This window comes from Gottfriedia sp. NPDC057991 (assembly GCF_042886615.1).
In the GTDB taxonomy this organism is placed as follows: Bacteria; Bacillota; Bacilli; order Bacillales; family Bacillaceae_G; genus Gottfriedia.
Genome location: NZ_JBHVQN010000004.1, coordinates 335,073 through 349,765 on the forward strand (window position 1 = coordinate 335,073; position 14,693 = coordinate 349,765).

Here is a 14,693-nt window from a genome sequence, read left to right on the forward strand (position 1 = left end):
TTCAAGACTAAATTTTCAGATAATAATTGAAAACGTATACAAATCATTGTATTTGAATAATACTTAATTATAAAAATAGAGTTTATTATCTGTCAATACAATATAAGTGCTCCAGATGAAATTTCCATCTGGAGCAAACCTATTAATCTATTAAACCCATCCACGGAAACGAGATGCTTCCGCCATTTTGCGAATACCAACCATATAGGCAGCTAATCTCATATTTACTTTGCGATTAAGTGAAGTTTGGTAAACACTATCAAATGAACGAACCATTTTATCACGAAGTTTTTGAGCAACTTCTTCATCAGACCAGTAGTAACCTTGGTTATTTTGAACCCACTCAAAATAAGAAACAGAAACTCCACCAGCACTTGCTAGTACGTCTGGAACTAGTAAAATTCCACGCTCTGTTAATATTTTAGTAGCTTCTAGAGTAGTAGGACCATTTGCAGCTTCAACTACGATTGATGCTTTAATATTGTGAGCATTTTCAATTGTAATTTGGTTTGAAATTGCAGCTGGAACTAAAATATCACAAGGTTTTTCAAGTAATTCTTTATTCGAAATTACATCAGTAAATAAGTTAGTTACTGTTCCGAAGCTATCTCTTTTTTCTAGTAAGCTATGAATATCTAAACCGTCTGGATCGTATAATGCGCCAAGTGCATCAGAAATACCGACTACCTTTGCACCTGCTTCAACCATGAACTTCGCTAAGAAGCTACCCGCATTTCCGAATCCTTGAACAATGACACTAGCACCCTTTAAATCGATTCCCTTACGTTTAGCAGCCTCTTCGATACAAATTGTAACACCTTGAGCTGTAGCTGTTTCACGTCCTTCTGATCCACCCAATACTAGAGGTTTACCAGTAATAAATCCAGGAGAATCAAATTCTTGAATTCTACTATATTCATCCATCATCCAAGCCATAATTTGTGGGTTAGTATATACGTCTGGAGCAGGAATATCCTTTGTTGGTCCAACGATTTGGCTAATCGCACGAACATATCCTCTACTTAAACGCTCTAACTCATAAATTGACATTTTTCTTGGATCACAAATGATACCGCCTTTTCCCCCACCGTATGGTAAATCAACGATACCGCATTTTAAGCTCATCCACATTGATAAAGCTTTTACTTCGTCCTCATTAACCTCAGGATGGAAACGAATTCCACCCTTTGTTGGACCTACAGCATCATTATGTTGTGAACGATAGCCAGTGAAAATTTTCACTGAGCCATCATCCATTCTTACCGGAATTTGAACTGTTAAAAATCGTAATGGTTCTTTTAATAACTCATAAAGTTCTTTTGAATAACCAAGTTTATGAAGTGCTTCTGAGATTACTTCTTGAGTAGACTCAATTAATTCTCTGCCTTCTTCTTTGATTTTGTTTTGTACTTCATTTTGTGGGATTGTAGTTGTCATTTTTATCGCTCCATTTATACAGTTGCTTTATATTGGCTAAATACTTCGTTAATTTGTTGAATTGACCAGTCTAAATCTTCTTTTGAAATAATTAATGGTGGTGCAAAACGAATTACTGTATCATGTGTTTCTTTACATAATAAACCTTGTTTCTTTAATGCTTCACAATAAACACGTGCTGGTACATGAAGTTCAACACCAATAAATAATCCACGTCCTCTAACTTCTTTAATATGAGGATGGTCGATTTCTTTTAATTTTTCCATAAAGTAGTTTCCAAGCTCATTTGAACGCTCAGCTAACTTCTCTTCTTCAAGAACTTCTAGAGCAGCTACAGAAACTGCACAAGCTAATGGATTTCCACCAAATGTAGATCCGTGAGAACCTGGCTCAAATACGCCTAAGATTGAACGATCTGCAGCAACACATGAAATTGGGAATACTCCGCCACCAAGTGCTTTACCTAAAATGTACATGTCAGGAATTACTCCATCCCAATCACATGCAAAAGTTTTACCAGTTCTACATAAACCTGTTTGAATTTCATCTGCAATAAATAATACATTTTCATTTTTACAAACTTCAGCTACTTCAGGTAAGAATCCCTCTTTAGGAATGTTAATTCCAGCTTCACCTTGAATTGGTTCGATTAAGAATGCAGCAGTATTAGGCGTAATTGCAGCTTTTAATGCTTCAATATCGCCATAAGGAATTAACTTAATTCCTGGTAAGAATGGTCCAAATCCACGTTGATAATCTTTTTCTGATGATAAAGAAACTGCAGCCATCGTACGTCCGTGGAAGTTTCCAACACAAGCAATAATTTCTGCTTGGTTTTCTTCTACACCCTTAACATCATAAGCCCATCTTCTAGCAGCTTTAATAGCAGTCTCAACAGCTTCAGCACCAGTGTTCATAGGTAAAATCATATCTTTGTTAGTAACTTTTGCTACCTTTTCAAACCACTCACCCATGTTTTCACTATAGAAAGCACGAGAAGTTAATGTAACTTTGTCAGCTTGATCTTTTAAAGCTTGAATAATTTTCGGATGACGATGTCCTTGGTTTACAGAAGAATATGCGCTTAACATATCTAAATATCTGTTACCCTCAGGGTCTGTAACCCAAATACCTTCAGCTTTAGCGATTACTACTGGAAGTGGATGATAGTTATTTGCGCCATATTGATTTGTTTGGTCAATGATCTTTTGAGAATTAGTTGTCATTTGAGTTCCCCCAATATTATTGATTAATTTTTAGTTTCTTACTAAAAGAATAAGCAATTTCCGTGCCAAACATGTTAAATAAATTAAAATTCACAAAATGTACTTATTCTAAGCGTTATTCATCCTTATGCATGATACCGTTTTCAATTTACTGCAAAATATTTTTGCATTCAGGCGCAAAATTAATTAAAATATGCATAGAATATTTGCAGCAAAAAAACGATTAACAAAGAAAATTAGCACATCCGGAAAAAAACTGCCTTTTTATCTTACCAAAAATAGTTAGAAGTGCAAATTTTTTCTATTGTTATAATGAAAAGAGAGAATTATATGAAAAATGATAAACAAAACTTTTTAGCTGTTGATGAATTGTTACAATTAATATTAGAAGAAATAGATATCGGTATACATGTAGTTGATCAAGATGCAAATACAATGGTGTATAACCGCAAAATGATGGAAATCGAAATGATGAATGAAGAGGATGTCTTACATAAAAATCTTTTAGATGTCTTCACGTTTCAAAAAAACCAATCGAGCACCTTACTTGAAGCACTCCAAAAAGGTAAAGTACGAAAAAATATAAAACAATCTTATTTTAATAATAAAGGTAAAGAAGTTACGACAATCAATGATACTTACCCAATAATGAAAGAAAATAAAATTATTGGAGCAATTGAAATGGTTCGCGACGTGACGGAATTAAAGCAATCTGTGCAGGAAGGTATTCTTCAAAATCGAAATACACGTTATACATTTGAACAATTAATCGGAACATCCGGTTCATTCAAAAGCATAATTGAAGATGCAAAAAGATCTGCCAAAACTTCATCATCCGTTTTAATTGTAGGCGAAACTGGAACAGGTAAAGAACTATTCGCCCAAAGTATTCATAATGCTAGCAAAAGAGCAACAAAGCCATTCATTTCTCAAAATTGCGCCGCACTTCCAGAATCCTTAATTGAAAGTATTCTTTTTGGGACAAAAAAAGGAGCATTTACTGGGGCAATTGATAAGCCTGGACTATTTGAAGAAGCAAATGGTGGAACATTATTATTAGATGAAATTAATTCGCTTAGCCCAAACTTACAAGCTAAACTTTTAAGGGTTATTCAAGAACGTAAAGTTAGAAGAATTGGTGAAATTAACGAAAAAGAATTAGATGTCCGAATTATCGCTACGATAAACGAAGACCCTATTGAAGCAATCGCGAATAACCATTTACGTAAAGACTTATATTACCGTCTAAGTGTCGTTTCATTATTTCTACCACCACTACGTGAACGCTTCGAAGATATATTGTTGTTAGCAAACTTCTTTATTCAAAAATATAATCGTCTTTTCGGCCATCGGGTAACTAATTTAGATGAAAATGTAGCAAATTTCTTCCTGAATCATAATTGGCCAGGTAATATACGCGAACTTGAACATATGATTGAAGGTGCAATGAACTTAATAGAAGATGAAACAATTATATCTACTACACATTTGCCATCAAGATTTTTTAATGAAAAAAGGAATACAAGCGCAGCACCGATTGCTCAACAAAATAGAGAAGTTAAAATAAATCAATCGGAATTAACAGAGGACAAATCAAATTTGAAAAATACTTTATTAAACAATGAAAAACAGTATATTATAAATGTTTTAAATGAGCATAACGGCAATATTACACAGGCTGCAAAAAAATTAGGCATCAGTAGACAAAACTTACAATATCGAATTCGCAAGTTTAATTTATCAAATGATTAAGTTTTATTAATATTAAATAGTAACTAATTCAATGTTTCCAATACGATTTAAAATGTAATATGCCCAAACCTTCAGCATTTGTCCTGCATATTTTGAATATGTAAGACTTATACGTAAAGGAGGTTTGATTGTATGCAAAATGAACAAGATTATCGTCCGTTTGGTGGTGGCTTCCATGGTGGGATGGGAGGCTTTCACGGTGGAATGGGTGGATTTGGTAGACCTGGATTTGGTTTTGGTAGACCCGGATTTGGATTCGGTAGACCTGGATTTGGTTTTGGACGTCCGTTCTTTCGTCCATTTTTCCCATTTTTTCCATTTTTTTGGGGTGGTTATGGTTATGGCTATCCTTACTACTATTGCCCACCAGGATACTATTGTCCTCCCCCTTATTACTACTAAACATGTAAAAATAAAAAATATAAAAGAGAAGGCTTATTAAAATGTACCCTTTGTAAAGGACATTGAAAAAAAGACTATGCAGTTTTAAGAAGATGATTTCTGTATTGTACAGGGGTCATCTTCTTTAAATTCCACTGATATCTATAATGATTGTAATAGTTCATATAATGTTTTATTTCTTTATTAAGCTCATCTAAATTTTGACATGACTTAATAGAGGCTTCATCTTTAAAATGGCCAAAAAATGATTCTTGTGGAGCGTTATCCCAACAGTTTCCACGTCTAGACATTGATTGAATTAAACCTAGTTTTTTTACTAGTTTTTGAAAGTCTGGGTGTGTATAATGTGTTCCTTGATCTGAATGAATAAGTGAACCTTCTACTTTCTTAAAGTTACGATTCCTTTTTAACTTTCGAAGAGTATCTGTAGCTAACTCCATTGTTATTCGGTCTGAAACATGGTATGCCAGTATTTCATTTGTTGAACTATCTAGGATTGTTGATAAATATGCTTTCTGACCTTTACCGTATTTTAAATAGGTTATATCTGTTAGAAGAGCTTTCCCAGGTACTTCTTGTTTAAATTGACGATTCAATCGGTTAGGAACAACCCTATGTTCTTTTGTAGCCTTCATCATTCGTCTGTAGGGATTTGCCTTTCTAATTGGGCAAACTATACCGTATTTTTTCATGATTCTTCGTATACGTTTCAAATTGTAGACAATCTTAAATTGACCCGCCAATGTATTCTTGATTTGACGTGCCCCTTTTTTATACCGTTTAAAGCGATAAGCCTTTAATATATTTACCCTTAAAATTTCATCCTTTTCATCTTGTTGCTTTCTTCGTTCTTGTGACTTAATAGAAAAGTAATTATAATAGCCACTTCTTGATACGCCAGCTATCTTACAAAGGTAAGTTACTATATGTTTTAATTCAAACTTTTCAATTATGGAACGTATTAGAGTATATTTTTGACTAGGAGAAATAACGACTACTTCATCCTCCCCTCTAAGAAACGAATCTTTTTTAATAGTTCATTTTCAGCTTTAAGTAGATTAATTTCTGCTTCTAAACGAGCGTTCTTTTCCTCCAAAGTTAGTTCTCTTTTTAAAGGTCTCCCTGAGCTATTGGATCTCGTGTCACGAAGACCAAGTTCACCATTTTCTCTATACGCAGTACGCCATCTATTACCAGCAGCTTGAACTCTTTTCATTCCAATCACTTCTATATCAAATCCACACTCTTCAAATATTTGTCTCGGTAATTTTCCTTTCTTATTTTCCGAAATAAAAATACGCTTGAACTCATGGGTGTAAGTGATCCCTTTCGTACTAACTGACTTTACGTGTTGGTTTTTGGAAAGTAGATTAATTTCTTTATCTGTAAATATTTTATCGCTCATCTAATATTTCCCCGATCCCGTTTTTTCTAATTATAAACAAAAGTACCCTATAGAGGTCACTTTTTTTAAGTGTCTACTCTATAGGGTACATTTTATATAAACCTTCTCTTTTTTTATAGTGATATTGTTGAATAACTTCCTATAAGATCTACTGAAAAGCCCAAAGCTTCCAATTCTTGCTTTACTCCAGGTAATAATACTTCATCATAGCCCATCTCAACATCAATAATGAAAAAGTAATTTCCTAATCCAGTTTTCGTCGGGCGTGACTCAATTTTTGAAAGGTCAATCTGTCTCCATGCAAATGCAGAAAGCACTTGGTGAAGCGCACCAGCATGATTCTCTGGCATGTTAATAACTAGAGTTGCTTTAGTATGTTTAGATTGAAAATAACTTGTTTCTAATTCTGCATCTTGTCTTTGTAAAACAACAAATCTCGTGTGGTTATACGAGTTAGAGTGAATATCTGAAGCAACAATTTCTAATCCATATTTCTTTGCAGCAAATTCATTAGCGATCGCAGCTATACAAACATTAGATTGCTCACTAACCATTTTAGCTGCAGCACTTGTAGAAGTAACCGGTTCTAACTTTGTATATTTATATTGATTATGCAAAAATGTGTGACACTGAGCTAACGCATGAGAATGAGAATAGATCACCTCAATATCCTTTACTCGATGTGCTTGTCCTTTTGCCATCAATAAATGTTGTCTAATCGGTATGATAATTTCACCAACCATTTTTAATGGCTGCTCATGTACAAGATAATCAATAGTTGTAGTCACAGATCCTTCAACCGAATTCTCTATTGGTACGACAACTAAATCAACTTCACCTTCAGCTACATTATCCATACAAACTGGAATACTAGAATAAGCAATATGTTCATCATTCTTAAAAACAGACCGAACAGCAACATGTGTAAAAGTCGCCTCAGGACCTAAATACCCAACCTTCACGTTCCCACTCCTTTTAATTTTTAATTATACTAAAAAGAGTTAAGATTAAAAGTAAAATGTTTAATTTTTAGCAATTATCTTACAAATTTTGCAAATATCTGTTTTACAGGCTACTTTGACGAATCTTTAATGTCGTAGGAACAATCACTTTTTTGGCTACTTTCCTACCTAAAAGTCTTTCCATTAATAAATCCACCGCAGATTCACCCATTAATTCAGTGTATACCTTCAAAGTACTCAAGCTAGGAAAAAGATATTTCGAAAACACAAAATCATTCATTCCGATTAAATTTACACGCTCTGGCACAGATATTTTCGCTTCATGAAGTGCTCTTAGACATCCGACAGCCATCGTATCACAGCCAATTAAAAATGCTGTTGGTAATTCCCCACCATGTTCTCGAATTGCCTTGTTCATTAAATTAAACCCTGCTTCAGCTGTAAATTCACTTAAGTACAGATTCTCTTTTCTAAAGAGTCCCTTTTCCTCTAAATAGTTCTTATATGTTTTCACCCGAGAATTAATTTTTTGACCTTGCTTCTTATCATACTCGCGTCCACCAATATAACCGATTTTTTGATGTCCATGCGATATAAAATGATCTAAAACTTTTATAATAGCATTCTCATAATCTGTAACAACAGAATCAAATTGCTCTTCATCTGGTGAAAAATCAACAAAAACTATATTTTTTGATACTTTTTTCAATGAGCTAATTTGTTGATTGTCAAACTTACCTAATGCAATCACACCAAGTATTTGCTCATCCAACATCCCCTTTTCATTCCCACGAAAAAAAGTAGAAATGTGCAGGGAATGTTGTTCACACTTATTTTCAATTCCAAAACGAATTAGCATATAAAAGAGATCACTTAATTCTTCATGTCCATGATCACCTTTAACAAGTGCGATTTTAGCGATATTCTTTTTTACTTTTGATTTTTTCCTATATGAAAGCTTTTCTGCTGTTTCAAAAATTCTTTGTTTTGTATCGTCACTTACTGATAGTGCAGGGTCATAATTAAGCACTCTTGATACAGTAGCAATCGATACCCCTGCTTTTTCGGCAATATCTTTAATTGTAGTCATTACAACTCTCCTCATAACCTTCCAATCTGAATTGTTTTCGAAACTATTACTTTAATTTTAACAGTTGAAGGTTGTACGTATATTCATTAAATATGGAGAATTTTTTACATATTTTATTTTCTTTAAATCAAGATTGGATAATTAAGTTTTATTTATGCAAATTTGAAATATTATAATTTACAAGAGGAGAATTTAATTTTTCTGGAGTAAACTTAACTGTTTTTTAATTCTTGAAAACATAGATGTGGTTTCTTAATTCTATTCGTATAAAGTTTTTAACATTGTATCTGTTAAAGCTTCAACTGACTTGGTTGAGGATAGCCCTACTTCATTTGGAAGATTACTGTAAATCAGTATATCCATCCCCCTATTAATACGATACCCTGCTTGTTTTAAATAACTTATCACTTTCTTTAAGTAGCTAGCCCAGTCATGCTTTATTTCGTCGCCTAAATCATTTAAAGAAATTTCAATGATTCCTAAATCTTCAAAGTTTAAGGATACTAATTTAATTAATTGCGTCTCTGTTCTAGACAAAATCACATAAATGCCGAATGATTGTGAAGTATTGTGACCATTTCCATCAAAGTCCGTAATTTCTTCGATTTCGTCAGTATGGCCTGATACAAAAAAAACGCGTAAATTAGAATGACTGTAATACTGATTGTAAACTGATATTAAATCTTTAACATTCATTTCCTAATCACTCCTATAACTAATTTCCCATGATGTCCTACCCGCTATTTAATCAGATAGAAATAATTTAAACCAAACATTTAAATCATCTAACCCTATTTCCCCTCGCTAGCCTTATTTCAATTCTTACAATTAGTAGATAACAATCTTACTAGCACTGATCACCTTACTATTTTTAAAAACTATTACCTTGGCAAAGGAACATTATAAAGAGAAAAAAGGGTTCTATTAAGAGTATCCTACTCTCATGGATATTATTGGTCAATAATTATTCAATTAAAATTTACTAAAATGAGAGGATTTTTTACTTAGTTTTTTATTCTGTCACAATTAATGTTCATATAAGTCAAACAACGGTATCATTGCTTAATTTAAAGCTTTTCGGATAGTAGTTCTATTAGATTATTAATAGTAATTTTTTTACATTTTTTACTAATTAGATTGTTTTTAGAATTATATTTAAATAATAAAGGAAATAAAATTCACTAAAATATTTTATATGTTTACATTACATCTCCAACTTTATTTGCTAGTTGAAAGAAATAAGTTTATTACTTTCAGAAAATTTAATAAAATATAGATATAGTCCAATTCGACTTAAAGAGGATTAAGAAGTGAGAGCCTTACAATTTAATTAAAGGGGGTCTTAATAATGTCAGGGTTTGATGCAGGTTTTGATATTTTTAAAATTATTGCTTTTGTATTTCCAATCATTTTCGTCTTCGTTTTTGCAGGTATATTTTTTGCACTAGTAAAAGGATTAAAGCAATGGAATTTCAATAATAAACAACTCAAATTAATTGTCACAGCAAAAATAGTTACTAAAAGAATAGATTATATTCAGCGTGCTAATACGAACCAGTTCACTCATTCCTCTACACATTATTATGTTACACTTGAGGTCGAATCTGGAGACAGAATTGAATTTCAAATTGATGGGTTCATTTATGGTCAATTAGTAGAAAATGATACAGGAAAACTAACTTTCCAAGGAACGAGATTCATAAACTTTGAGCGACAATAATTTCTTTTTGGGGTGGAATAATGAATGTTTTCATTAGTGGTGCCACAGGTTTTTTAGGAAAACATACTACTAAAAAATTAAGTGAAATGGGCTATTCCGTTATAGCTTTTGGAAGAAATGAGGAAGCAGCTAAATTTTTCAACAGGATGGAAAATGTCACCTTTGTCAAAGGAGATTTGAATGACTCTGTCCTATTAGAAGAAAATATAAAAAATGTAGATTATGTAATCCATTGTGCTGCACTTGCAGCACCTTTTGGACATTTTTCTGAATTTGAGAAAACAAATGTTGAAGGGACAAAGAATATTGTTAATGCTTCACTTTCAACAGATTTAAAAAAGTTTATTAATATTTCGACCCCGAGTGTGTACTTTACTAGTGAGAGTCGTAAAAATGTTAAAGAAAGTGATTCACTGCCATCAAAACACTCTAATTACTATGCTAAAACAAAGCATATGGCAGATTTAATTATTGAAGATGCAATTGAAAAAGGGCTACCTGCAATCTCACTAAGACCTAGACAAATTTTTGGTCCTTTCGATCATACGATTTTCGGGAGATTTATACAGATAAATGAAAATGGAGGAATTCCATTAGTTCATAAAGGACAAGTTCTAATGGATTTTACTTATATCGATAATGTTGTTGATATGATCTTAGCTTGTATGAATGCAGATAATGCCTTAAATGGTGAGTACTACAATATTACAAACGATCAACCTATTTATTTAATTGATGTGCTTAAACAACTCTTCTTTGCCTTAAATAAAGAGTTGAATACAAAAAATATCTCACCAAAACTACTGTCATTTATCGCGTTGAATTCGGAAATAATTGCGAGGATTACTAACAAACCACCTAAAGTTTCCAAGCATATTGCCAATTTCTTAAGCTATGACTATACGCTAAATATTGAAAAAATCAAAAGTGATTTAAACTATGAACCTAAAGTATCAATTAGTGAAGGTATTAATCGTTATGCTGATTGGTACTTAACTACAATTGATTGAAAGTAAGACAAACTAAAAACAAGCTAAAGTCACCTAAATTTATTGTATTTAAGTGATTTTAGCTTGTTTTTGATTGGCCTAACTTGAATCTGGTAAATGATGTTGATTAATGCAAACTTTATTGCCGATCCTCCTAAATCAATTGCAGCATAATGCTTCATCATGCAAACTCCTCTAATATGTTAATTTCTCTAAAAGCAATGTTAATAGCAATCTCAAACTATATTATCTCTATAAAAAACTCAGTAGAAATCTATTTAATAGTTGTTTGAATTTCTTTAATATTTAAAGACCATAATCCACTATTTAGAATAGTATCTGCATCTATAATAGTTAAGCGTTCTTTGAATAATGGTCCATCAATTACAAACGTATGATATTCTCCACTCTCGCCCATTAAACAAATTTCCTTGCTAATGAATAGTTCTTTTAAATCTTTATTTAGGATCTTTCCTACGATCGTAGAATCAAAAATATTCTCTCTTGCCCTACAAATCATTGCATCATATCCAGTCTCAAGCCATTGGTCTAGTAAATTAGTAGTCTCACTTTTCTTAATCCATACTGGGAAAATCGGTTCAAGTCCTACCTTAGTTGCAACTAGTTCATTCCATTGTCGATCTTCCTCGACATATAATGTACCAAATGCAATCGCAGAAAGGTCAAATTGCTCTTTTATTGTTTTTAGTCCATTAATCATTGACTCCTCATATTTACCTGCTGAGTCAATCATGACAAGAGGAATTCCAATTGCGTCTGCTTGCATTTGTAAAAATTTAAGCGGAGTCCCGTGCGCATGATTCCTTTCATCTTTTTTCGATACCATTGATACTAGACATGCCACTTCATATTTATTTTTAATTAGTAAATCTAATGCTAAACAACAATCCTTCCCACCACTCCAAGAAACTGCTACTTTACGATTGTTCACTTATCTCATTCTCCCTTAAAATGAAAGCGATAGAAATGATTAAATTTCTATCCATTCTTTATAACAAACAAATTTTTAGTTATTAATTTTTTAGTAAACTTTTAACGTATGTCATACCTTTTATTGCATAATCAAACCATTGTTGATCCCCGTATGGAATTTCAACCCATTCTCTCATAGGTTTCCCACCCATAGGGTCAAAGTTTTTTGCTCCGTTTAATATTAAAGCTGTTGCAACATCTTCTGGCTTTAGCTTTACAACAATATTTGGTTCATTATAAAACACAAAAACCTTACCTTGTATTTTCAATCCTTTATGTCCAAAGATACTTCCTTTCGATGCTTCATAATGATTGATTAGTTCAGTTCTTAAGCTTTCAAATCTTTCTATTGTACCTTCCATTTTCACCATTCCTTTTTATCTGACGCTTTTCTTAATAAAAATATCTTATTGATGCCAATAACTTATTGATATTATTCAGTGTAATATCATCGTCTATACTAATAATATAGACGCACCTAAATTAAATTTGGGGAGGTAATCGAATGGCCATCAACTTCCACGATGAACAAAATAATAAAACTTATACAACTAGAGAGGCTGATCAATCTTGGTTTCAGTTAATGAGGGATAATATTGATTTGTTTGGAAAAGACGCCGTTGATATAGGTTGTGGCGGAGGGATTTATTCGAAAGCTCTCACTAAGTTAAAAGTAAACCACGTTACGGCGGTAGATTTTTCAGAGGAAATGCTAAAAGGTGCTGCTGAAAATTGTAAAGACTACAGTAACATTTCTTTTAGTAAAGGAGATGCATATAATACTAAACTTCCATCTTCAAATTATGATGTAGTATTGGAAAGAGCTTTAGTACATCATTTAGATAATTTAAATGCCTGTTTCAATGAGGCAAATCGTTTACTAAAAAAGAATGGAATATTAATCGTACAAGACCGGACGCCAGAAGATTGTTTACTTCCTGGAGACGACAGCCATATACGGGGTTATTTTTTTGACCTATACCCAAAATTGAAAACGAAAGAAATATCTAGAAGATATGATACACAAGAAATGCGCTCAGCATTAGAGTCAGCTGGGTTCCATGTAGAAAACACTGTAAAACTTTGGGAAACAAGACGTACCTATACTAACTTAGAATCACTTCGGAGTGATTTATTGCTTAGAACAGGCCGTTCAATTCTTCATGAACTCACTGATGAAGAGCTACATCAATTAGTAAAATTCATCGAAAATAAACTTCAGCATCAATCTTCTATTATTGAAAAAGACTGTTGGACAGTTTTTTTTGCTAGAAAGAAATAATAATATAGACACTACTCACATTAAACGAAACGCTTAGTCTAATTTCTAAGCGTTTTTTCATTTCCCATTCAAGGCCAACCAATTATCCATTCACTTTATGATCCTTAGGCTCAACTTTTGGTAGTTTAATGGTTACTTTTGTTCCTTCATCAACGCTACTCTCGAAAGTGATTGTTCCGTTCATTGCTTCAATGATTCGAACAGAAACTGTTGTTCCGACGCCAGTTCCCTTTTCTTTAGTTGAATAGAAAAGCGTACCAATACGTGAAAGCTGTTCTTTCGTCATTCCTTTTCCATTATCTCTAATCGTAATGACCGTTTTATCTTTTTCTTCGTGCAGCTTCGTATGTACAAATCCACCCGAGCTAGTTGCCTCAATTGCGTTTTTAATTAGGTTTATTAATGCTTGTTTAAATTGATTTTTATCTGTATTTATAAATGTTTCTACTTCTGTATCACCTTTTAATTTAACGTTTTGCTTTAAAGCTAGAGGAACTAATAAGGTGACTACATCTGAAACGCATTGCTTTAAATTAAACGTTTCCACTTTTTCAAATTGTGGTTTGGCAAAGTTTAGATAATCATTAATGATTCCTTCTGCTCTACCTAATTCACTTAATACTAAAGGCAAATATTCCATCGATTGATTGTCTTTGTTTTCTTGCATTAATTGTAGGAAACCTTTAACAACTGTAAGTGGATTCCTAACTTCGTGGGCAATAGAAGCTGCCATTTCACTTAGCGTATTAAGTTTCTCAGCTCTTTGGATTTCTTTATGCAGTATTTTGTTTTCAATTAGTGTTTCAATCAGTTTTGCTCCTAAAGTAATTGCGACTAACTCTATTACAATAAAGATAAAAATTAACCCAAATAGTCTGTAATCGCTTTTAAAACTAATCTTATTTACAAATAAAAAAGTAAATAAGATCCCTAATTGAACTAAAGCAGGCCATAAACTAATAAGTGCTGTAGCAAATATTCTCTGTTTAGGCTTAAATGTCCAAAACCATTTAAATAAAATTAAAGACCCTAGTGAGGATAAGGTAATACTGACCATACCAAAAATGATAGCGTCTCCACCTAAAATTATTCTAGCTAATAGGATTGCTAAAAAAGTCACGATTCCCCAGCGATAGCCGCAATAAAGAAACGCAATTGTTAGAGGGATATATCTTAAATCCCAAAATAACCCATATGCTGGATATGGAAAGGCCATACAAAAAAAACCTGCTACAGCCTGAAACATGCCAAAAAGATAAATTTTATCTTTATAGCCATGCCTTTCATAGATAATACTGTATATTAATATTGGACTTAATATGATTAAAACATGTAGCAAAAGTTTTTCGATTAACACGTTTTTATCCTCACTAGGCTCGAAATTTTCGAAATATAATTAACATAAATATAATACGACAAAACTTCCAAAAATCCT

The 14,693-nt window shown here is 32.6% G+C and carries 15 protein-coding genes; 5 read left to right on the forward strand and 10 right to left on the reverse strand.

Translation table 11 applies throughout. From position 1 onward, the window contains the following. Nucleotides 1-150: 150 nt before the first annotated feature. Entirely contained in the window at nucleotides 151-1,437 is a 1,287-nt protein-coding gene (locus ACFVR2_RS15860) for a Glu/Leu/Phe/Val family dehydrogenase (RefSeq protein WP_387363487.1), read from the reverse strand. 14 nt (nucleotides 1,438-1,451) lie between these two features. After that, on the reverse strand, nucleotides 1,452-2,663 hold the full coding sequence (locus ACFVR2_RS15865; protein ID WP_387363490.1) for an ornithine--oxo-acid transaminase: 1,212 nt from the start codon (nucleotides 2,661-2,663) through the stop codon (nucleotides 1,452-1,454). 330 nt (nucleotides 2,664-2,993) lie between these two features. Between ACFVR2_RS15865 and ACFVR2_RS15870 the strand changes: the two genes are divergently transcribed. Next, entirely contained in the window at nucleotides 2,994-4,415 is a 1,422-nt protein-coding gene (locus ACFVR2_RS15870; protein ID WP_387363493.1) for a sigma-54 interaction domain-containing protein, read from the forward strand. 132 nt (nucleotides 4,416-4,547) lie between these two features. After that, on the forward strand, nucleotides 4,548-4,817 hold the full coding sequence (locus tag ACFVR2_RS15875; protein WP_387363496.1) for a hypothetical protein: 270 nt from the start codon (nucleotides 4,548-4,550) through the stop codon (nucleotides 4,815-4,817). A gap of 74 nt (nucleotides 4,818-4,891) precedes the next feature. On the opposite strand, the gene ACFVR2_RS15880 is transcribed toward ACFVR2_RS15875, so the two are convergent. The 4 genes from ACFVR2_RS15880 to ACFVR2_RS15895 all read right to left on the reverse strand — a co-directional run bounded on the left by ACFVR2_RS15880 (nucleotide 4,892) and on the right by ACFVR2_RS15895 (nucleotide 8,970). Continuing rightward, nucleotides 4,892-6,222, reverse strand: a protein-coding gene (locus ACFVR2_RS15880; protein ID WP_387363499.1) for an IS3 family transposase whose coding sequence is annotated in 2 segments (ribosomal slippage) — nucleotides 4,892-5,841 and nucleotides 5,841-6,222 — 1,332 coding nt in all. Because the reading frame shifts where the segments join, the coding sequence is not laid out codon by codon here. 113 nt (nucleotides 6,223-6,335) lie between these two features. Beyond that, a complete protein-coding gene (gene pheA, locus ACFVR2_RS15885) occupies nucleotides 6,336-7,184 on the reverse strand; it encodes a prephenate dehydratase (protein WP_387363502.1) in 849 nt (282 codons plus the stop codon). Nucleotides 7,185-7,287: 103 nt separating this feature from the next. Continuing rightward, nucleotides 7,288-8,274, reverse strand: coding sequence for a LacI family DNA-binding transcriptional regulator (locus tag ACFVR2_RS15890; protein WP_387363505.1), 987 nt, complete (start codon nucleotides 8,272-8,274; stop codon nucleotides 7,288-7,290). A gap of 258 nt (nucleotides 8,275-8,532) precedes the next feature. After that, on the reverse strand, nucleotides 8,533-8,970 hold the full coding sequence (locus tag ACFVR2_RS15895; RefSeq protein ID WP_387363508.1) for a galactokinase: 438 nt from the start codon (nucleotides 8,968-8,970) through the stop codon (nucleotides 8,533-8,535). 652 nt (nucleotides 8,971-9,622) lie between these two features. On the opposite strand from ACFVR2_RS15895, the gene ACFVR2_RS15900 reads away from it, so the two are divergent. Then, complete coding sequence (locus ACFVR2_RS15900) at nucleotides 9,623-9,994, forward strand: DUF2500 domain-containing protein (protein WP_387363511.1); 372 nt, start codon at nucleotides 9,623-9,625, stop codon at nucleotides 9,992-9,994. Nucleotides 9,995-10,014: 20 nt separating this feature from the next. Then, nucleotides 10,015-11,004 carry an NAD-dependent epimerase/dehydratase family protein gene (locus tag ACFVR2_RS15905; RefSeq protein WP_387363514.1) on the forward strand — a complete coding sequence of 330 codons (990 nt, stop codon included), beginning with the start codon at nucleotides 10,015-10,017 and terminating at the stop codon, nucleotides 11,002-11,004. A 29-nt stretch (nucleotides 11,005-11,033) separates the two neighbouring features. On the opposite strand, the gene ACFVR2_RS15910 is transcribed toward ACFVR2_RS15905, so the two are convergent. The 3 genes from ACFVR2_RS15910 to ACFVR2_RS15920 all read right to left on the reverse strand — a co-directional run bounded on the left by ACFVR2_RS15910 (nucleotide 11,034) and on the right by ACFVR2_RS15920 (nucleotide 12,338). Beyond that, a complete protein-coding gene (locus ACFVR2_RS15910; RefSeq protein WP_387363516.1) occupies nucleotides 11,034-11,165 on the reverse strand; it encodes a hypothetical protein in 132 nt (43 codons plus the stop codon). A 92-nt stretch (nucleotides 11,166-11,257) separates the two neighbouring features. Further along, nucleotides 11,258-11,935 carry a Dph6-related ATP pyrophosphatase gene (locus ACFVR2_RS15915; RefSeq protein ID WP_387363519.1) on the reverse strand — a complete coding sequence of 226 codons (678 nt, stop codon included), beginning with the start codon at nucleotides 11,933-11,935 and terminating at the stop codon, nucleotides 11,258-11,260. Between the two features lie 82 nt (nucleotides 11,936-12,017). After that, a complete protein-coding gene (locus ACFVR2_RS15920; protein ID WP_387363522.1) occupies nucleotides 12,018-12,338 on the reverse strand; it encodes a hypothetical protein in 321 nt (106 codons plus the stop codon). Between the two features lie 143 nt (nucleotides 12,339-12,481). On the opposite strand from ACFVR2_RS15920, the gene ACFVR2_RS15925 reads away from it, so the two are divergent. Next, nucleotides 12,482-13,258, forward strand: coding sequence for a class I SAM-dependent methyltransferase (locus ACFVR2_RS15925; protein WP_387363525.1), 777 nt, complete (start codon nucleotides 12,482-12,484; stop codon nucleotides 13,256-13,258). An 82-nt stretch (nucleotides 13,259-13,340) separates the two neighbouring features. Here ACFVR2_RS15925 and ACFVR2_RS15930 read toward each other — a convergent pair whose 3' ends face one another. Continuing rightward, nucleotides 13,341-14,615, reverse strand: coding sequence for an ATP-binding protein (locus ACFVR2_RS15930; protein ID WP_387363529.1), 1,275 nt, complete (start codon nucleotides 14,613-14,615; stop codon nucleotides 13,341-13,343). Between the last annotated feature and the right edge of the window lie 78 nt (nucleotides 14,616-14,693).